Annotated in this window: 12 protein-coding genes; 8 read left to right on the top strand and 4 right to left on the bottom strand. The window is 40.6% G+C overall.

Annotated elements, in window-relative coordinates; genetic code table 11:
- Positions 1-94 precede the first annotated feature (94 nt).
- Together AAEY99_RS10345 and AAEY99_RS10340 are read right to left on the bottom strand one after the other, a co-directional pair.
- Complete coding sequence (locus AAEY99_RS10345; RefSeq protein ID WP_351010411.1) at positions 95-1,321, bottom strand: diguanylate cyclase; 1,227 nt, start codon at positions 1,319-1,321, stop codon at positions 95-97.
- A 37-nt stretch (positions 1,322-1,358) separates the two neighbouring features.
- Positions 1,359-2,480 (bottom strand): beta-ketoacyl-ACP synthase III, encoded by a 1,122-nt coding sequence (locus AAEY99_RS10340; protein ID WP_351010409.1) that lies wholly within the window; start codon positions 2,478-2,480, stop codon positions 1,359-1,361.
- Between the two features lie 385 nt (positions 2,481-2,865).
- On the opposite strand from AAEY99_RS10340, the gene cysK reads away from it, so the two are divergent.
- Together cysK and AAEY99_RS10330 are read left to right on the top strand one after the other, a co-directional pair.
- Positions 2,866-3,831, top strand: coding sequence for a cysteine synthase A (gene cysK, locus AAEY99_RS10335; protein WP_101088056.1), 966 nt, complete (start codon positions 2,866-2,868; stop codon positions 3,829-3,831).
- 315 nt (positions 3,832-4,146) lie between these two features.
- Positions 4,147-5,040: a LysR substrate-binding domain-containing protein gene (locus AAEY99_RS10330; protein ID WP_162022785.1), complete on the top strand. Its 894-nt coding sequence runs from the start codon at positions 4,147-4,149 to the stop codon at positions 5,038-5,040.
- A gap of 66 nt (positions 5,041-5,106) precedes the next feature.
- Here the strand turns inward: AAEY99_RS10330 and focA are convergent, their stop codons facing one another.
- Positions 5,107-6,798: a formate transporter FocA gene (focA, locus tag AAEY99_RS10325; protein ID WP_182744303.1), complete on the bottom strand. Its 1,692-nt coding sequence runs from the start codon at positions 6,796-6,798 to the stop codon at positions 5,107-5,109.
- A gap of 1,514 nt (positions 6,799-8,312) precedes the next feature.
- Between focA and AAEY99_RS10320 the strand changes: the two genes are divergently transcribed.
- The 4 genes from AAEY99_RS10320 to pflA all read left to right on the top strand — a co-directional run bounded on the left by AAEY99_RS10320 (position 8,313) and on the right by pflA (position 16,926).
- On the top strand, positions 8,313-11,186 hold the full coding sequence (locus AAEY99_RS10320) for a TonB-dependent receptor domain-containing protein (protein ID WP_101088049.1): 2,874 nt from the start codon (positions 8,313-8,315) through the stop codon (positions 11,184-11,186).
- Positions 11,187-11,888: 702 nt separating this feature from the next.
- Positions 11,889-13,421 carry a DUF3360 family protein gene (locus AAEY99_RS10315; protein WP_351010407.1) on the top strand — a complete coding sequence of 511 codons (1,533 nt, stop codon included), beginning with the start codon at positions 11,889-11,891 and terminating at the stop codon, positions 13,419-13,421.
- A 406-nt stretch (positions 13,422-13,827) separates the two neighbouring features.
- A complete protein-coding gene (gene pflB / locus AAEY99_RS10310; RefSeq protein WP_101088045.1) occupies positions 13,828-16,110 on the top strand; it encodes a formate C-acetyltransferase in 2,283 nt (760 codons plus the stop codon).
- A 78-nt stretch (positions 16,111-16,188) separates the two neighbouring features.
- Entirely contained in the window at positions 16,189-16,926 is a 738-nt protein-coding gene (pflA, locus tag AAEY99_RS10305) for a pyruvate formate lyase 1-activating protein (RefSeq protein ID WP_162022781.1), read from the top strand.
- 53 nt (positions 16,927-16,979) lie between these two features.
- On the opposite strand, the gene yfbV is transcribed toward pflA, so the two are convergent.
- The gene (yfbV, locus tag AAEY99_RS10300; protein WP_162024315.1) at positions 16,980-17,417 is read right to left on the bottom strand and encodes a terminus macrodomain insulation protein YfbV; all 438 of its coding nucleotides are present in this window, start codon (positions 17,415-17,417) and stop codon (positions 16,980-16,982) included.
- Positions 17,418-17,646: 229 nt separating this feature from the next.
- Between yfbV and ackA the strand changes: the two genes are divergently transcribed.
- The gene (gene ackA, locus AAEY99_RS10295; RefSeq protein WP_101088040.1) at positions 17,647-18,849 is read left to right on the top strand and encodes an acetate kinase; all 1,203 of its coding nucleotides are present in this window, start codon (positions 17,647-17,649) and stop codon (positions 18,847-18,849) included.
- 62 nt (positions 18,850-18,911) lie between these two features.
- Positions 18,912-21,062: a phosphate acetyltransferase gene (gene pta, locus AAEY99_RS10290; RefSeq protein ID WP_101088038.1), complete on the top strand. Its 2,151-nt coding sequence runs from the start codon at positions 18,912-18,914 to the stop codon at positions 21,060-21,062.
- Positions 21,063-21,369: the final 307 nt, after the last annotated feature.

Below are 21,369 nucleotides of genomic sequence, written 5' to 3'. Positions count from 1 at the left end.
AATTAACCTTGTCGGGACAGCCATCGATGCAAAAAAGCCGTTGATACTCAAGTATCAACGGCCTTATATTAGCTAACTCATCAGATGAAGTAACTTACTGAGAAACAACCTTATTGCGACCTGCATTTTTAGCTTTATACAGCAACTCATCGGCACGTTGCAGTGCATGGTCTAATGTTTCATTACTCAAGGTAGACACGCCGCAACTAAATGAAATAGACAAATCCCCTGCCGAGGTCATTATCGGGTTGCTTTCACATTGTTCCCGAAATTTATTCACTAGTAGGCTAGCTTTAATGGCATCTAAACCTTTAAAAGCAACAACAAATTCTTCTCCACCAAAACGCGCTACAGTAAAGTTAGCTCCAAAGGCGTTTTCTAAGCGTTGCACAAATTCAATTAACACTTCATCGCCGACATCATGGCCATAGGTATCATTGATTTTTTTGAAAAAATCAATGTCTAATAGTGCCACTGACAGCAGTTTCTGTTCAGAATCATTTTGTTGGTATTGACCAAAAAAATAACGCCGAGTGTAGGCTTTAGTTAAATAATCACGATTGGCTTTACGCCACAAATTACGCATCATATCGAGTGAATCAAGGGTGTTAAGCACCCGACAATGAAACTCTTCATGCACAAACGGTTTTTGTAAAAAATCATTAGCGCCGTTTTTAATAAACTTTGCCGACAAACTTTCATCATTGTCATTAGACAAACCAATGATAGCGATATCTTCACGGTTAAACTGCTCACGTACCCGCAAAACAAGTTCAACACCATCAACCTTTGGCATGTTGTAATCAGTGATAAGCAACTGAATATCAGGCTGCGCCTCTAATACGGCTAATGCTTCTTCACCATCATTGGCTTCAATAACTTTGAACAAATGCTGTTCAAGCAGCATTTTTACAAACTTACGACTCACCAGCGAATCATCTGCAACCAATACTTTAACGTCTTGATTGCGATAAAGTCTGTCAATTAACTTGACCACATATTGATAACTGTGACGTTTATCTTTTGGGATATAGTCAACGATGCTGAGTTTCAAGATTTCTCGACGTTGAGCAGCGTCTAGATTACTAGTCAGTACGATACAAGGAGTCGAATACGATGCCACTAACTTGACAATATCGCCGTCAGAAGCATCGGGTAAATTTAAATCTGCAACCACTACAAAATATTGATTTTTTTCTAAAAAAACCAATGCACTCGACATATCAGGTGCGATATCCACATGGTATCCAAGATCCTGAACAATCATGTGTTTTAATATTTTCGATACCGTGGTGCTATCTTCTACAATCAACACTCGCAATATGGTCACCTTTATTATTGTCTCGTACTCGAGCTATCTAACACTTTTCAAGTACGATACTACCGATAGAGTAGCCTGCACCAAATGAGCACAACAAGCCTAAATCACCTGTTTTAAAATCGTGGTTAAATTTATGAAAAGCAATAACCGATCCCGCAGAAGCGGTATTGGCATACTCATCTAATACAATAGGCGCTTGAGTTGGTTCAACATTATCACCAAGAAGCTTCTTCACTACAAACAAATTCATGTTTATATTGGCTTGATGAAGCCATAAGCGCTTAAATTCTTCAGGCTTTATTTGTTCATCGGTAAATTGTGCGTCCAAATGCTGGTAAATCATCGGCAGTAGTTCTTTAAATACTTTACGACCTTGCTGATGAAACAGCTTATCTGCCGTGGTTGCATTTTCAGGGTCGCAGCGATTAACAAAGCCAAAGTTACTGCGAATATTACTAGAATATTCGGTTACACAGCGCGTAGACAACACGTTAAAGGCAAGTTTTGATGTAGATAACTCTTCGCGTTCAACCACGACTGCAGTAGCAACATCACCAAAAATAAAATGGCTATCGCGATCGCGAAAGTTGATTTGCGGCGAGGTTAACTCAGGATTAATGACCAACACTCTATTAGCTGTGCCGCCACGAATAGCGTTAACGGCATTCACAATCGCAAACGTAGCCGATGAACATGCCACTAACATGTCATAGGCAAAGCCCTTGGTGCCCATAGCTTGTTGGATTTCAATGGCAATAGCTGGGTAAGCTCGTTGAGTATAAGCACACGCCACAATAACCAAATCGATATCTTCAGCCGTTAAGTTTGCTTGTTGTAATGCTTGGTTCGCAGCTTCAATACCCATTTCGGCTTGCATAGACAAAGACTCAGAAGGTCTATCTACAATTAATGGCATCATAATATTGGTATCAAGAATACCGTCTTTTACCATGACATAACGGCTTTTAATCCCAGAGGCTTTTTCGATAAACTCACTTGACGAATATGCCAACGCTAGCGTGGTCCCGGCCTCAATTTCGGCCGAATGCTGTTGATTAAACTGGTCAACATAACTATTGTAGCTATTAACTAATTCGTCGTTAGAGACACTGTAAGGTGGTGTATATAAACCACTGCCTGAAATCACAACTTTATTCATTTTACTCTACCATTTTTAGTGAATGAGTTAGCGAAAGTTCATTGAGCGCCAAATACATCAATATGGATCACTGAAGGTTTTAACATCGCTTATCGACGACCTTACTGATCAATTGCGTGGCACGACAGAGAAACATTTTGCTGATTAACGCTATTCTAGTATTTTATGATTTAATCTCGTCATACTAAATTAAATTTGTTTGATGGTCAGACCATTGAGTGATGACAATTGACTCCAAAAGCCTAATATAGCAGCATCTATAGGGTTTTTAGAATAAAAATAAACCCCTTAATAACTAAAAAGCATAAAGAAGAACAAACTTTCACTTCTAAATCCTGCTGAGCAGATTATGATTAGACGATGCAACCATAGGAGCAAATAATCCATGAGCAAAATTTTCGAAGATAATTCATATACTTTAGGCAACACACCGTTAGTTCGTTTAAACCGCGTTAGCAACGGTAAGGTGTTAGCAAAAATAGAAGCACGTAACCCAAGCTTTAGTGTTAAGTGTCGTATTGGCGCCAACATGATTTGGGATGCTGAAAAGAAAGGTATACTCACCAAAGATATCGAGTTAATTGAACCTACATCAGGTAACACCGGTATTGCACTTGCTTATGTTGCTGCAGCACGTGGTTATAAATTAACCTTAACCATGCCAAATACCATGAGCTTAGAGCGTCGTAAGCTACTGAAAGCATTAGGTGCAAACTTAGTGCTCACAGAAGGCGCTAAAGGTATGAAAGGTGCCATTGATAAGGCTGAAGAAATTCGCCAATCTGCGCCTGAAAAATACCTAGTGCTTGGCCAATTTGATAATCCTGCTAACCCTGAAATACACGAAAAAACCACTGGTCCAGAAATCTGGAATGATACCGATGGTGAAGTTGATGTATTTGTGGCCGGTGTTGGTACTGGCGGAACCTTAACAGGTGTAAGCCGTTATTTAAAAGCACAAGGTAAAACCATTACCTCTGTTGCTGTTGAGCCAGTTGATTCTCCGGTTATTGCGCAAGCATTAGCAGGCCAGCCAATTCAGCCAGGTCCACACAAAATCCAAGGTATTGGCGCAGGTTTCATCCCAGGCAACCTAGATTTATCTATTATTGACCGCGTTGAAGCTGTAACCAACGAAGAGTCTATTGAAATGGCTCGTCGTTTAATGAAAGAAGAAGGTATCTTAGTCGGTATTTCTTCTGGTGCCGCGGTTGTGGCTGCAAATCGTATTGCTGCATTACCAGAGTTTGCTGATAAAACTATCGTGGTAATATTGCCTTCAGCTGCTGAACGTTATTTATCAACGGCGTTATTTGCAGGTGAGTTTAGCGATAGCGAAAACGTACAGTAATAGATTGCTTGAATAGACTCTACATTTGTCTATTATAAAAACCAGCTTCGGCTGGTTTTTTGTTTCATCTCCATAATAAAGCCTAAACGTTGCTCAACTAAAAAGCATCATGCTCATCGCATATATTGCTAACTCCTTGTCTAATTTCGATAAATATTTATTTATTTTGTACTAAAAACTAAACCTCAGTTGCAAAGTTGATATAAGTCGCTTGCCTATGCAACAGCCTTCCGTTTTACTTATTGAAGTAAACACTAGTAAACATCAATTTTATTGATACTTAAATGATTCATAAAACGGAGCTATTACGCTGATATGAAATACTCGCTTAAACAAATTACCGTTTTTGATGCTGTGGCCAGTCTTGAAAGTGTTAGCGCAGCTGCCAGAAAGCTATCGATGACCCAATCAGCTGTGAGTATGTCGCTTTCTCAGCTAGAGAATTTACTAGACCGTCCGCTGTTTATTAGACAAGGCAACCGACTAACCCTAAGCCATTGGGGCAATTGGTTAAGGCCCAAAGCACGCCAATTACTTCAAGATGCACAACAAATTCAATTTGGCTTACACGAACAACACATAATTAGTGGTCAATTTAAGTTATGTTCGAGCCAAACTGCAGCAGAATATTTATTGCCAAACTTAATCAGCAAAATTGATAATGATTTTCCAGAATTAAGGATTGATCTTGAGGTTGAAAACACCGAACACGTTGTTGAAGGATTAATTAACTACGACTATGACCTTGGTATTATTGAGGGGCGTAACGACGATAGCCGCTTACATCAAGAAAAGTGGATTGATGATCATCTTGTGGTAGTTGCCGCGCCGCACCACCCTTATGCCAATGCTGAAAAAATTAGTTTAGCGCAATTGGAACAAGCAAAATGGGTGCTTAGAGAGCAAGGTGCTGGTACCAGACGCATTTTTGAAGGCGCTATCCACGGTGTGCTTGAAAAACTCAATGTGTGGAAAGAATACGAACATGTACTGCTGTTAAAGGCATTGGTCAGAAATGGGTCTTACTTAAGCTGCCTGCCCCATATTACCGTAGAGCAAGATGTTGCTGAAGGTAAGCTGGTTATTATTGATACACCACAGCTTAACCTACAGCGTCAATTGTCTTTTGTATGGCGCAATGATGCGGGTGATAATCCTCTTCGTGATTGCGTCCTAAATGAAGCAAGACGCATGAGTAAAACGCTTTAATGGTATTTGATAACGCCTTTACTTAACCACTAGATGGCTTGTGAAAGGCGTTATCGATTGAGTTGACTATCCCATCACCGAACAAATTTTAGTAGCTATCTGTTCTCGAGTAATAACTCCAAGCAATATTCCCTCATTTACAACAGGAAAACTACTCGGTTTATTCGCAGAAGCATGTCTTAAACGTTCTTCATAACTCATAAAGCGGCTACCGGTATACATTCCGCTAGCGGTAACAGGAAACAACTTCTCTCTGTCGACAACCATTAACTCAACAAGATCGGCAATTTTATCGTTGCCAGATACGGTCATCACTTGCGTCTGCATTAAATCAGCAACATGACTGTTAATGTGTTTGTTATATTCTTCTGACCATAAGCATCTTAATAAATCTTGTTGAGATACAAATCCTAATAAGCGATTTTGTTTGTCAACAACTGGTGCTCCTCGTTCTTGCGCAGCAGTGAGTTGCATCAGTCCTTCATGAATAGAGAGTTCTGGTGATAATGTAAAAGGTGTCGCTTGCATTAATTCACTGACAGTAAGATTAATAATTGATTTAGGCATAGCAGTTCTCCCATTCGTTTTTAGCGAAGGTGTAAGGTTAGATTCATGGTGGATTTGGGTTAATACTGAATGTGATTTGGAAAAATCTGTGGTCGATTGACTGACCATTGGTCGACTTGATATTGGTACGTTAGGTATTGGCTTATCTGAATTAGGCTGGTTAGAAGCAGACTTATTTGACATAGCCTGGTTTGGCATAGCCTGGTTTGAAATAGCCTGGTTTGACATATGCGCGTCAATCGCCGGAATACATTCAGCTAATGCCAACGTGGCTAATGCCATAGGCGCTGTATGATTAGCATTAGAGTGCTTTAATCGTTCGATCATTAAATAAGCAAGACCGACAAATAACGCACCGCCGACGATGTTGCCTAACGTGACAGGAATAAGATTATTAAACAGAAAATGCATTATTGTGATATCAGCAAACTGGCTTGCGGGTACACCAATAGCGTTAAAGAAATCCACCGATGCAAATTGCTGCAACATGATCCCCAGCGGCACCATAAACAAGTTAGCGATACTGTGTTCAAAACCACTGCTGACAAACATGGCAACGGGTAGCATCAGTAAGAAGGCTTTGGTTAGTACGTCTTTACTGGAAAACGTCATCCAGACACCTAGGCACACCAAAACATTACATAATATGCCCAAAATAAATGCTTGGCTCCAATCATGATGTATTTTGTGTTGCGCAATATTTAATGCATTCAAGCCCCATTGACCATCATTGAGCAGGTGCATTTTAGCCCCTAAAATCAACAACAACATCAACATAGCGCCAATGAAATTGCCAACATAGACCCGAGTCCAACACATCAATAAATCTCTAGTAGTAACCCGTTTTTGAGCCCATGCAACACTGCTTAAGACTGTGCTGGTAAAGAGTTCCCCCCCACAAATAACCACTAGAATTAACCCTAAGCTAAACGCTAAACCGCCAATAAAGCGAACTTGCCCCCAAGGACCAATTGTTCCAGTCGTTACCGTAATATAAAAAACAAAAGCCAACGCAATAAAAGCACCGGCAAAAATAGCTAAACCGAATGACTCAAGGTGCGACTTAATGACTTTAGATTGCCCGTATTGTTCAGCTTGCTGGCACATGTTGATAACTGCACTATTCGCAGCGTCTTGTGTGTAAGCACTCTGTATCGGCACTGTTGAAGTTTTTGTTGTTAAAGCAGTCATAAACTACATTCCAAATAAACTAATGGTTATTCTTTGGCTGCAGCATAAATATTGTAGGAACAGTGAGACATGTATTATCACTCTACTATTCATGGCGGCCTTCTTGTCGAAACATAAGACTACCTTTGAAATAATCAGAATAAAATCTGATAATAATGATGGCAACCATCAATAATATTGATTCACAATTCGTAATACCAACATCTGAAAAAATAGAATGATACCGATGGTAAAGTTGATGGAAGAGTTGATGGAAGAGTTGATGGATTGATCACTGATACTGGTATTTTTATTGGTACTGATATTGATATTGATATTGATACTGATACTGATACTGATACTGATATTGATGTGAATGTAGATGCCAGCACTGATGTGCAGTAACGGTTATTCGTAGTTATCTCGCGATGCAATGTAAACCATTATGTTTGCGGCTGTTGAGTCTGTTAAATCAGTATCGTGTCAGCTTTTATACACTCAATCCGCAGTTACCCCAAAGTAATGTCGCAGGTTCATCGTTGCAATCTTAAACCTAACTATTATTGACTGAGCTAAAACGGTAACCCGTGCAAAGTCTATCTATACTGCTCACCGTTAATGAAGAGAAAGATATATTAATGGGTATTTACTCTGTTTCCGCTATTACGATAGATAATCATATGCCTACACTTGCCAATAAAAAACGGCAGTAGCCATAATTTATGTCGCAGCGTTCTATCTACATGAGGCTTTATCATCGATGTTATTTGCTGATTTATTTTGTGATTATAAAAACCTACGGTAGTGAATTAGGATTTTATTAGCCATTACAAATGATGGATAGTGTTCAATATTAATGGTGCTTGTGGATAGTACTTATGAATAGCGCTTATTGATAAAGTATCTGCAATGTTTCTTACTAGTCTTTTTTGTTTATAAAAAACTCATCTATGACAATCATCTATGACAATCGACATCATGCTAAACATAATAACGAAGCGCATAAAAAACCACTTAAAAATCATTAATATTCAAATAATGAATAATAATCTATTATCAACGAAGGTCAAAACCTAGATTTTTTTACGTAAAAACCACATTAATTAAACTCATGAAAAAAATTTATAATATGTTAAATCGGTAATTTACCTAAAAAAAACGCTAGGTTATAATTTTTCATATAAAAATTAAAAATAATTTATGAACATTTTTTTAACAAATTAAATTTCGGCAGCCACAAAAAACACAAAAAACCAATATATTAAAAACCACTTATTAACAACACAAGCTACTTTAAATAACATTGTAATCTTTATGCTTACATTATTACAGCTTATTGGCGTTTACGATATCGAATTGTTAATAAAAATGAGCTTAATTGTATATACCAAGCTAATTACCAACCTGATGGCCTGATATTGTTTTTTTATTTAGGTGTGCTTATATCGATAGCTGTGTAACTTTGTTTCATTTTTATATTAAAAATGATCTGAATGATTACACCATAATAAAAAAACATTTTAGGGAGTTAAAATATGCAAGTTAATTCGCATTTAGCCAAAGCTATTCGCTTTGCGCTAATCAGTGGTGTCGCTGTTTCTGCAGCAACCACATTCAATACCTTTGCAGCAGAAGATCAAGCTAATCCAGCATCAACTGTTGAAAGAATATCGGTAACAGGCTCACGTATTATTCGTGAAGGTGCTGTTGCACCAACGCCGGTTACAGTAATTACTGGCGACGAGTTATTATCAACTGGTGTAACAAATATTGGTGAAGCGCTAAACCAATTACCTGCACTAGGTAACACTTACTCACTTGCCAACTCAGGCCGCTTTATTGGTACTTCGGGTCTTAACTTGCTCGATTTAAGAAGCATGGGTACCGCCAGAACACTCGTGTTAGTGGACGGTAAACGCCATGTATCAAGTTCTGCAGGTACTTCTTCAGTCGACGTCAATACCATTCCAAGTGTATGGATCGATAGAGTAGAAGTGATTACCGGCGGTGCATCTGCAATTTACGGTGCTGATGCGGTAACCGGTGTTGTAAACTTCATTTTAAAGAAAGATATTAATGGCTTAGATGTATCAGCAACCAAAGGTTGGGCTGACGATAGTGGCCACAATAAAGACCGTTTCTCATTATCTTATGGTTCTGATTTTGCCCAAGGTGATGGTAATGTTGCCTTTGCGGTTGAGTACAGCGCTCAAGAGCAATTAAGAGCATTTGATCGCGATCAGACTTCAACTGCTTTTTCGAGCCTAGCAAATAAAAACCGCACTGAAGATAACAATGACCCATCAGATCCCGACAAAATATGGACTCCTAACGCCGGTCACTACACGATTAGTAATGCCGGTACCTTCAATTTAGATGGTTGGAAAAGCTTTAATCCTGATGGCTCATTAAGCGATGTTTATAGCGGTCAAAATGTTGATGGTATTCGTTGTGCAAATTGTGATGTCACTAACTTAAACCAGTTTGTCGAATTACAACCAGAATTCGAACGTTACAATATTAACTTTAAAGCAAACTACCAGCTTAACGATAATCATAACGTTTATTTTGAAGCTAAATACGTTAACAGCCAATCAACAGATGAAGGCCAACCGGCATTTTTCTTTGGTAACCCGGTCAACGATATCAAAATAGATAATGCTTTTATCAATCCTGAGCTGGTTGCTTTAATGAAAGCAAACAAAGATAGCGACGGTAATTCAGCGCCATTAGATACACTTAATATTCGTCGTTTTATGACGGACTTGGGTGCGCGTATTGAAGATGATACTCGCGAAACTCAACGTTATGTTATCGGTCTTGAAGGTATAGTATTCCAAGATTGGGATTACGATGCCTATGCTATTTATGGTCAAACTGATTTAGAGCGCGTTAATAAAAATAACTTAATCTATGACAATTACACCAACGCCCTTGATTCTGTATTAGAAAACGGGATTGCAGTATGTCGTGATCAGTCAGCTAGAGATGCAGGCTGTGTGCCAGTCAACATTTTTGGTTTTGGCGCGCCAAGTCAAGATGCTATTAACTATATTAATACCGCTTCAACTGGTACATCGATTATTAAGCAAACCGTATTAGGTGGCTCACTAACTAACTCTAGTTTATTTGAATTACCTGCCGGTTATGCAGGCTTCTCTACTGGTGTTGAATACCGTAAAGAAGAAAGTGAGATATTTGAACCTTCAAATGCAGCAGGTACTTTCTTCAATGCATTGGGCGAAGATAAAGGCGATTTTGATGTAAGCGAAATTTTTGCTGAAATCACGCTTCCTTTGCTAGCCGATTTACCAATGGTACGTCAGCTAGACTTAGATCTTGCAATACGTTTTGCTGATTACAGCACCATTGGTAATGCAACAACATGGAAAACGGGCTTAAGCTGGGAAGTTGATGATCAGATCCGCGTTCGTACTACATACTCAGAAGCTATTCGTGCACCTAACATCAGTGAGCTTTATGGTGCTGCAAGCCAAACATTCTTCTCTGTAGATGACTCTTGTCGTGCTAAAAACTTAAATGATCTAGCTGATCCAACTCAACGCCAGGCTAACTGTGCGGCGCTAGGGATCCCTGCTGGTTTTGACGCTGATTACGACGATAAAACCCTTGAAGGATTAAGTGGTGGTAATCGCGAGCTAAAAGCAGAAGAATCGAAAAGTTTCACGTTAGGAATTGTTTATCAACCTGATTTTATTGATGGATTATCGATCACTACCGATTATTGGAATATCGAGATCGAAAATGCAATCAGTGCTGTTGGTGCTCAAGATATTATCGACCGTTGTGTTGATTCTCCATCTGGTGTGAATAACGAATACTGTAGTTTGATTACTCGTGATTCAACTAGCCACGAAATTACTCAAATTAGACAGTTCTCGTTAAACATTGCATCGCTTGAAGCTGCTGGTATCGACTTTGATATTGGTTATAACTTTGAAGCCTTTAGTGGTGATGTACGCACTAACCTTATTGCGACTCGTCTATTAAAACGTAAAGACTTTTCATTCCAGGATGAACCAGATACGTTTGAAGAACTTGCAGGCACGGCAGGCTATGCTGAATGGCAAGCAAACTGGAGCCTAAGTTACTCAATCGATAGCTGGGATGTTAGCTGGAGAACGCGCTATGTTGAGGGTGTAAGCCTTTATACTGATAAGGAATTAGCCTTAAACGCGAATCCTAATAGCAACATGGAATTTGACGATTACTTTATCAACGACATGGCAGTTGCATACAACTTCGATTCAGGTATTCGTTTGAAGTTTGGTATTGATAACGTGTTTAACCGTGAATTACCATACGGTTATACAGGTACTGATACTACAAGCTCAGCTTATGACAACGTAGGTCGCTTCTTCCATACTACAGCCTCTTATAAGTTCTAAACTATTCGTTATAAGCGATAGGTTTATTGATACAACGGCATCTTCGGATGCCGTTTTTTTTATCCATTCATGTTTATCAATTTCATGCTTCTCAAGTACTGACATTATCAACCACCAAAGCCAATCTTACTTTCCTTCACCCATAATAAGCATTTATACATTAACGACTGCCATAATAACTAAAACTTCAGCCAGCACTCGACCAATTTATTTTGTAACCACCATGGTAGCTACTGCAGAGGTCATTTCTCTATTATTCTCAATAATCCCGTCGACAAGTCTTAAATATAATTGAATAATAATTATACCCAGTATCAATTATATTGATGTGACACAATATTCTGAAATGAGTATTGCTTACGAGGTGAGTTATTAGGCAAATTTACTGATCTAATTTTGCTGTTAACTTGTTATCCAGCTCTCACTTCTAGTAAACAAAACATCAACTTTCTTGATACCAAGTGATGCAATCTTAACGCTATGCTAAAATCAACAAGGTAAATTGGTCTTACCAAAAAAGATCGTAATAAGGACATCACTGTAATGCTTCCCTAATAAAGGCATCGCAGCTGAGCAAAGTGATAAGAGCCATTATGGCTCACCGGCAAGCTGCTCTTATGGACATAGCCATCACTTCAACGGAACACACTCAAACTTCATCATTTGATGGATTAACCTGTTCTTTTCGGAGAATGAGAAATTATGTCAGAAACAGTCAGCAATTCAGATACACACGCTCAAGAAGCAAGCTACAGCGAGCTTCACCGTCCTGCTAGCGAGTTTGACACTCGCGATGCCTACCTCGAAAATGAACTCAAAATAATGAAACCCAAACGCTGGGGACTCAATCTTCCTGGGCGTGATTTTCGCTTTGAATGGGAAGACTTAGTCCCAGCCATCGCAGGAACTATTGGTATTACTGTGATGTATTCTGCAGTAATGGCAGCTTGGGCTGCAGGTTTAAGTGAAAAATGGGATCACGTCAATCTTGGGGCAGAATTTGCTATCCAGATTGTCCGTGTAGAAATGCTCATCCCAGCTTTACTCTTCTGTATTATTAGCTCTGGTTTTATTAATCCAAGAGCAAACCTTGGCGGCAACCATGGACCAATGATCCCGTTAATTGGTACCATCGCGCTCGCTGGTGCTCACCCGTTAGCGTTAGCAATCCTCATTGGTATATTTGGCTTGATTTTAAGTTATTTCAAAGGGGGCTCGAAACTGGTTAACCTCACCAGTAGCGGTGTCGCCGGCGGTTTATTGGTGTTCTTAGGATTTATGGGAGCTAAAAGTCAGATAGGTTCGTTATTTGACTGGGCAGGAGGACTGCAAGCCAAGCACAGTCTCGACTATTCACTCGGTTATGTTGCATTTACCATCTTGTTAATCAATGTCATTATTTATGCAGCATTAGCCAAATACGGTAAACGCTGGTTAGCGATTCCATTGTGTTCTATTGCAGCAGTTGCTCTGGCATTTGGCCTAGGCGCAGGCTTAGATTTACAATTTACTACCGCTCCAGGCATCCCAAATCTCAATCCGGTTTATTGGTGGGGTTCAACTGAACATGGTTGGCAGTTAGGCTTACCAAATGCAGCTCATTTTATTGCATCATTACCATTCGCAATTCTGGCTGTTGCCATGTGGTCACCAGACTTTCTTGGTCATCGTATTTTCCAAGAATTAAATTATCCAAAAGGCGCTGAAAAAGTACTGATGGATGTTGATGACACGATGACAACTTGCTCAGTAAGACAGATCGTTGGTACTGCAGTCGGTGGCGGTAATATTACCTCGTCGTGGGGAACTTACATGATCCCAGCGGCTATTGCCAAACGCCCTATTCCAGCTGGCGCTATCCTACTCGGTAGCTTGTGTATTATTGTGGCTATCATTGGTTATCCTATGGATATCACGGTGTGGCGCCCTGTTATGTCGATTGCGCTTTTAGTTGGCGTATTCCTGCCGTTATTAGAGGCAGGTTTACAGATGGTTAAAGACACGACGAGTAGCCAAGCCGCAGGTATCTGTATTTTCGCTGCATTTGTTGCCAACCCAGTATTAGCTTGGGCGTTAACCATGTTACTTGATAATAATGGTTTAATTGGTGATAAAGAGCGTCCTAAAACCTTGTCATTTGCAGACCGTATCGTTATCCCAAGCCTAGCCTTTGTGATTTGTTTGGCGGCGATGTTAGCAGTAGGCATGATCGAAGGGATTCCAGCGTTGCTATAATCTAGTCATGTTCGGTAATACCATCAATATAAAAGCGAGATCGGCAATGGTTTCGCTTTTTATTTGCCAAAAATTGCCGCGGGCTACTCCAAGTTATAAACAGATATGTTAGCCAGTTAACACTTTTGATAATCCGTTAGCGAAAGCTGCCGATATCGTCATTATGCTGTGCTATTATTAACCCATGGATAATTGGTCTTACCAATTAGTTCATTAACAGAAACAATATCGATTAGCGTCATTACACAAGCCAGGCGGAACATTTCTGCCATCAATGTCGCAGAAGATGTAAACGGCTCAGTCTAGCGAATCTACCTAGACGACAGAATGTAAACACTCAACGGATACCAACACTTTGTGTTAATTGTGATGACATCCGTAGAAAATCAACCAGAGGGTTAAGTAAATGACAGATAAAACCGAACTATTTGCCAACGCGTGGGAAGGTTTCGTAGCTGGCGATTGGAAAACTGAAGTTAACGTACGTGACTTTATCCAACAAAATTACACACCATATGAGGGTGATGAATCATTCTTAGCAGGTGCAACAGATGCAACATTAACTTTGTGGGACAAAGTAATGGAAGGCATCAAGCAAGAGAACCAAACTCATGCTCCAGTCGATTTCGACACTGAAATGGTTTCAACCATTACCTCTCATGATGCTGGCTATATCAATAAAGACCTTGAAACTATCGTTGGTTTACAAACTGAAGCGCCATTAAAACGTGCCATGCTGCCCAACGGTGGTATTCGTATGGTTGAAGGTTCATGTAAAGCTTATGGCCGTGAACTTAACAGCGATGTGAATTACGTTTACTCTGAGTTACGCAAAACCCATAACCAAGGCGTGTTTGATGTTTATACCCCAGAAATTATGGCTTGCCGTAAATCAGGTATATTAACAGGTTTACCTGATGCCTATGGTCGTGGTCGTATTATTGGTGACTACCGCCGTATTGCTTTGTACGGTATCGATTACCTAATGAAAGATAAGTTTGCCCAATTCAGCTCACTGCAAGCGCAGTTTGAAGCTGGTGAAGACTTATCAAGTGTGATCCAATTACGTGAAGAGATTTCTGAGCAACATCGTGCTTTAGGCCAAATGAAAGTGATGGCAGCTAAATACGGTTGTGATATTTCTGTACCCGCCAAAAATGCTAAAGAAGCCATTCAATGGACTTACTTTGGTTACCTTGCTGCAGTAAAAAGCCAAAATGGCGCGGCAATGTCACTGGGTCGTACCTCAACGTTCATTGATGCTTATATTGAACGTGACATTAAAAATGGTGTTCTTACTGAGCAGCAAGCACAAGAAATGGTTGACCATTTCGTGATGAAACTACGTATGGTGCGTTTCCTGCGTACACCTGAATACGATGAACTATTCTCAGGCGATCCAATCTGGGCAACTGAATCTATCGCAGGTATGGGTCTTGATGGTCGCACATTGGTGACTAAATCAAGCTTCCGTTTCTTGCATACCTTGTACAACATGGGCCCAAGCCCAGAGCCAAACATTACCGTGTTATGGTCCACAAGATTGCCACAAGGTTTTAAAAGTTACTGTGCCAAAGTATCAATTGACACTAGCTCAATTCAATACGAAAACGATGACTTAATGCGCCCAGACTTTGAGTCAGACGATTACGCCATTGCTTGTTGTGTTAGCCCAATGATTTTGGGTAAGCATATGCAGTTCTTCGGTGCTCGCGCTAACTTAGCCAAAACCATGTTATACGCCATTAACGGTGGTGTTGACGAAAAGCTTAAAACCCAAATTGCACCAAAAGCGGACCCAATCACTGCTGATGTACTTGAGTTTGATGATGTTATGTCACGTCTTGATGGCTTAATGGACTGGCTTGCAACGCAGTATGTGTCTGCGCTTAACGCGATTCACTTTATGCATGACAAATACTCTTACGAGTCTGCGTTAATGGCATTACATGACCGCGATGTGCGCCGTACAATGGCGTGTGGTATTGCAGGTTTGTCAATTGCTGCCGATTCATTGTCAGCGATTAAGTTTGCTCAAGTTAAGCCTATTCGCGATGAAAATGGTATTGCGGTTGATTTTGACATTCAAGGTGACTATCCAAAATTTGGTAACAATGATGCTCGTGTCGATGACATTGCTTGCGATTTAGTTGAACGTTTTATGGCGAAAATTCGCACTAAAAAAATGTATCGTAATGCCATTCCAACACAATCAATCTTAACCATCACTTCAAACGTGGTTTATGGTAAGAAAACCGGTAACACTCCTGACGGTCGTCGTTCAGGCGCTCCGTTTGCGCCTGGTGCCAACCCGATGCATGGTCGTGATGAAAATGGTGCAATTGCTTCATTAACATCAGTGGCTAAACTGCCTTTTGCCCACGCACAAGATGGTGTTTCTTATACTTTCTCTATCGTGCCAAATGCATTAGGTAAAGATGATACGGGTCGTCGTACTAACTTAGCGTCATTGATGGATGGCTACTTCCTAAGCAAGCCTAACCGTGAAGGTGGTCAACACTTAAACGTTAACGTGATGAACCGTGAAATGTTAGAAGATGCGATTGTTAATCCGGATAAATATCCACAATTAACTATTCGTGTATCGGGTTATGCCGTTCGCTTTAATGCGCTCACCCCTGAGCAGCAGCAAGACGTGATTACTCGTACATTTACTAAAAGTATGTAGTCTCTGCTAAAATTGGCTGTATCGATGTGTAACATCTTATCGATACAGCCTTTTTTATACCCATTTTAAGGAACAACAATGACGTTAGGTCGCATACATTCAGTGGAATCATTCGGAACCGTTGACGGTCCAGGAATTCGCTACATCGCTTTTATGCAAGGTTGCCTTATGCGCTGCCAATATTGTCATAATCGTGATACATGGGATCTAGATGGCGGTAAGGAAGTTTCTGTTGATGAAATAATGAGCCAAGTCATTTCATATCAACCCTTTTTAGACGCCAGCGGTGGTGGCATTACAGCCAGTGGTGGTGAAGCAATTTTACAAGCTCAATTTGTCAGCGAACTGTTTAAAGCCTGCAAAAGTCAGGGTATACACACTTGCTTAGACACCAACGGCTTTGTGCGTAAATACGAACCCGTAATAGATGAGTTGCTCGACAATACCGACTTAGTGTTACTTGATATCAAACAAATGGACGATGCCAAACACATCGAACTGACTAAAGTCAGTAACCATCGAACACTACAGTTTGCGCAATATCTTACCAAACGAAATATTAAAACCTGGATCCGTTATGTGGTTGTCGCTGGATTTACTGAAGATGTCGAATCAGCCATCGCATTAGCTGAGTTCATTAAACCGATGAGCAATGTTGAAAAAGTTGAATTATTGCCTTATCACCCGTTAGGGGAACATAAATGGCAAGCTTTTGGCGAAACGTATACTTTGGCGCATATTTCACCGCCAAGTACAGAAATCATGCAGAGAATTCAGCAGGTGTTTGTTGACCGAGGTATTAACGCTACATTTTAGTCACAATAACAATAAACAGATGTAAATTAGCATCGGCTTATGCATAAGATGAATTATAATTCGTCCCAGTAACTTTGATCTAAACGTTCAAAAGCCAGTTTCAAAATGGTGGCCATATCAGAATAGCAGGCTTTTGCGCCTAAAGGTTGGCAATAAATACCCATCTCAGTCAATGCTGAGCTGAGTTGGTTGCCCCAATCAAATAATGATAACGGTAACGGATGGCTCGCTCGCCAACCTAACCATAATAAGCCTTGTAGTGGCAAGCTGATAAAAAAGAGCAACATCGTTAATGCTTGCGGTAAATAATCCCAGCCAAATATATACAGCTGGCTAGCCGCAACGACTAATGCCAACACAGGCATTGCAATAATCGCTAATTGAGTCGCTTTGACGACACGGTACTCAGGGAAATAAAACCCAAGTTGCCTAACCATTGGCCAGGTCTTCATATAACGTTGACCATCGCCAAGTAATTTAACCAAATTCATGTTCAATATACGGCTACCTTTACAGCTTGGGACATGAGTATAACGATAACATAATACAGTGTCATGCCCAAAATGCACTGGAGAATTTACGCCTATACTGATTTAAATTTCAGTCGTAAATCACGGTAAGAACACCGAAGTGTGGCGTTTATGAATGAATAATCATAAACCTTAATCAAAATGGAATTTTACTATTTTATTTAGTTTCATTGACTTAAAAGGCGTTAACATGTCAGACAAATTAGTACTCGTGCTCAACTGCGGTAGCTCATCATTAAAATTTGCCATCATTGATGCTCAATCAGGCGATGATAAAGTTTCTGGATTAGCTGAATGTTTTGGTTTAGAAGATTCACGCATTAAGTGGAAATCTGATGGCAGCAAGAATGAAGCCAAATTAGGTGCCTTTACTGCGCATCGCGAAGCGGTAGAATTCATCGTTAATAACATTTTGGCAGACCATCCAGAACTTGCGGCACAAATTAAAGCCGTTGGTCATCGTATCGTCCATGGTGGTGAAAAGTTTACTCGCTCGGTTATTGTTACACCGGATGTCATTCAGGGTATTGAAGATTGTGCGTCATTAGCGCCTCTACATAATCCTGCGCATTTAATTGGTATTCGTGCCGCGCTCGCTTCATTCCCAGATTTGCCACAAGTTGCAGTATTTGACACCGCATTTCATCAAACCATGCCCGAAAAGGCATATATTTATGCCCTACCCTACAAATTGTATCGTGAACATAGTATTCGCCGTTATGGCATGCATGGTACTAGCAACATCTATATTTGTCGTGAAGCAGCCAAAGTATTAGGCAAAGAGACTAAAGACACCAATATTATTTGTGCACATTTAGGTAATGGTGCATCGGTAACGGCCATTAAAGGTGGCAAAAGTGTCGACACGTCAATGGGCTTAACTCCGCTTGAAGGTTTAGTTATGGGTACACGTTGCGGCGATTTAGACCCATCAATTATTTTCCATTTAGTTAAACAACTTGGCTATACCCTTGATGAAGTCAATAACCTACTGAATAAGCAAAGTGGTTTATTGGGTATTTCAGAACTCACCAACGATTGTCGTGGGATTGAAGAAGGTTATCAAGACGGTCACAAAGGTGCCACACTAGCCTTAGATATCTTCTGCTATCGTTTAGCCAAATATATCGCCTCTTACACTGTGCCATTAGGGCGTTTAGACGCCATTATATTTACTGGCGGTATTGGCGAAAACTCAGACCTTATTCGCGAGAAAGTCCTTAATTTATTGGCAATATTTAACTTCAAAGTCGATGATAATTTGAATAAAGCGGCTCGTTTTGGCCAGCAAGGCATCATTACTCAAGTAGGTAGCCCTATTGCTATGGTCATACCAACAAATGAAGAGTGGGTTATTGCCGAAGATGCTATTAAGCTGATCACAGCTAAATAAGCAGCTTATTCGGTCTTATATTCGGATAATTAACATGAACAATACGCACACAAGAGGTCGTCATGTCTCGTAATATTATGCTTATTCCAATCGGTATTGGAGTGGGATTAACATCACTAAGCTTAGGTATGGTTCGTGCACTTGAACGCAAAGGCGTTAAAGTGCAATTTTTTAAACCTATTGCGCAAATTCGATCAGGTGATACTGGTCCAGAACGTTCAACCACTATTTTAAGCACGTCTCCAACTGTTAATCCGTTGGAACCTTATTCAATGGTCCATGCTGAAGCGTTAATCCGTTCAGAGCAAACTGATGTCCTACTAGAACAGATTATTGCCCGCGCAGCAGAATGCGCCAGTAATACTGAAATCCTAGTGGTTGAAGGCTTAGTACCAACACGTAGCCATCCATTTGCTGATGACATTAACTATGAAATTGCCAAAGCATTAGACGCCGATGTTATTTTCATCGCAACCCCTGGAAACGATACGCCTAATGGATTAATGAATCGATTAGAAATCGCCTTTAACTCTTGGGGTGGACAGAAAAACAAACGTTTAATTGGCGCTATCATCAATAAAATTGGTGCTCCCGTTGACAACGAAGGTCGCACTCGTCCTGATTTATCTGAAGTATTTGATGATAAAAATATGAACGCGGTTGATAGCTCGGGAATGTTCCAACTTCCGGGTAAAAGTCCGCTGCGTATATTAGGCAGTGTGCCATACAATTTAGAGCTAATTGCCCCGCGCGCATCTGATTTAGCTAAGCACTTAAATGCCAAAATCATTAATGCCGGTGAAATGCATACTCGTCGTATGCGCCGTGTAACATTTTGTGCCCGTAGCCTGCCTAACATGGTTACTCACATCAAAACAAATTCATTGTTAGTGACTTCTGGCGATCGCTCCGACGTGATCGTATCTGCATGTTTAGCAGCCATGAACGGCGTTAAAATTGGCGCGTTGTTGCTTACTGGGGGCTACCCGCCAGAACCAGAAATCATGAAGTTATGTGAACAAGCTTTTGAAACAGGCTTGCCAGTATTTTTAATTGATTCCAATACATGGCAGACCTCGCTCAATATTCAACGTTTTGATCATGAAGTGCCTGTGGATGATGCGGTGCGCGTTGAAAAAGTGCAAGAATACGTGGCCAGCCATATCGACCAAACCTGGATTGAAAGTGTTACCCAGGATTCTCCACGTGAACACCGTCTATCTCCTCCGGCATTCCGTTACAAGTTAACCGAACTAGCCCGTGCAGCCCGTAAAACTATCGTGCTTCCTGAAGGTGAAGAGCCTAGAACCGTTAAAGCTGCATCTATCTGTGCAGAACGGGGTATTGCTCGTTGCGTGTTAATCGGTAACCGCGAAGAGATCTTACGCGTTGCATCGCAACAAGATGTTATTTTAGGTGAAGGCATCGAAATCATTGAGCCAGAAACTGTGCGTGAAAAGTACGTTGAGCCTATGCTCGAATTACGTCGCAGCAAAGGATTAACAGAAGTTGTTGCCCGTGAACAACTGGAAGATAACATGGTGCTTGGTACCATGATGCTGGCACAAGATGAAGTTGATGGAATTGTGTCTGGTGCTATTCATACTACGGCACACACTATTCGCCCACCATTGCAGTTGATCAAAACGGCACCGGGTTCTAGCTTAGTGTCATCGATTTTCTTCATGCTGATGCCAGATCAAGTATTAGTGTATGGTGATTGCGCGATTAACCCAGATCCAAGTCCTGAACAGCTAGCCGATATTGCGATTCAGTCAGCTGAATCAGCTAAAGCCTTTGGTATTGAGCCTCGCGTTGCGATGATCAGTTACTCAACGGGGACTTCTGGCACCGGTTCAGATGTGGATAAAGTACGCGAAGCCACACGAATCGCTAAAGAAAAACGTCCGGACTTGATTATCGATGGTCCATTGCAATACGATGCAGCCGTCATGCCTAACGTAGCGCTCTCTAAAGCACCTGATAGCCCTGTCGCAGGTAAAGCAACCGTATTTGTGTTCCCAGATTTAAACACGGGTAACACCACATACAAGGCGGTACAGCGTAGTGCTGATTTAATCAGCATCGGGCCAATGCTTCAAGGTATGCGTAAACCGGTTAACGATTTATCACGCGGCGCATTAGTCGATGATATTGTCTACACCATTGCGTTAACGGCGATTCAAGCAGCACAGAATAGTGAGAAAAAATAACGTCAGGCACTTCAGTGTAATATCGTTGTGAATTTACAATAAATGACCACTAAAAAAGCACTGATATTTATCGGTGCTTTTTTAGTGTCTGATGTCTTAGATTTTTTGTTTGATTGTCTGTTTGCCTGTTTGCCTGTTTGCCTGTTTGCAAAAGCATGTCCCTATGCGGTACATGATACAAAAAATAATTAAGTCATTTATGGCACAAACAAAAACGCTACCCAATTGGGTTAATGCTATTCGGATAAGCATTACTGTTTATATTTAAGTGGATAACGGCTAGGTATATAGAGCACTGAGCGTGGAT

It is taken from the genome of Shewanella sp. S1-58-MNA-CIBAN-0166 (genome assembly GCF_040310085.1).
In the GTDB taxonomy this organism is placed as follows: Bacteria; Pseudomonadota; Gammaproteobacteria; order Enterobacterales; family Shewanellaceae; genus Shewanella.
This window is presented reverse-complemented; position numbering and strand designations above follow the sequence as displayed.

Coding starts and splice junctions, on each gene's coding strand:
- AAEY99_RS10340 (WP_351010409.1), bottom strand. CDS start 2,480: ATGAATAAAGTTGTGATTTCAGGCAGTGGTTTATATACACCACCTTAC.
- cysK (WP_101088056.1), top strand. CDS start 2,866: ATGAGCAAAATTTTCGAAGATAATTCATATACTTTAGGCAACACACCG.
- AAEY99_RS10330 (WP_162022785.1), top strand. CDS start 4,147: ATGAAATACTCGCTTAAACAAATTACCGTTTTTGATGCTGTGGCCAGT.
- focA (WP_182744303.1), bottom strand. CDS start 6,798: ATGACTGCTTTAACAACAAAAACTTCAACAGTGCCGATACAGAGTGCT.
- AAEY99_RS10320 (WP_101088049.1), top strand. CDS start 8,313: ATGCAAGTTAATTCGCATTTAGCCAAAGCTATTCGCTTTGCGCTAATC.
- AAEY99_RS10315 (WP_351010407.1), top strand. CDS start 11,889: ATGTCAGAAACAGTCAGCAATTCAGATACACACGCTCAAGAAGCAAGC.
- pflB (WP_101088045.1), top strand. CDS start 13,828: ATGACAGATAAAACCGAACTATTTGCCAACGCGTGGGAAGGTTTCGTA.
- pflA (WP_162022781.1), top strand. CDS start 16,189: ATGACGTTAGGTCGCATACATTCAGTGGAATCATTCGGAACCGTTGAC.
- yfbV (WP_162024315.1), bottom strand. CDS start 17,417: ATGAATTTGGTTAAATTACTTGGCGATGGTCAACGTTATATGAAGACC.
- ackA (WP_101088040.1), top strand. CDS start 17,647: ATGTCAGACAAATTAGTACTCGTGCTCAACTGCGGTAGCTCATCATTA.
- pta (WP_101088038.1), top strand. CDS start 18,912: ATGTCTCGTAATATTATGCTTATTCCAATCGGTATTGGAGTGGGATTA.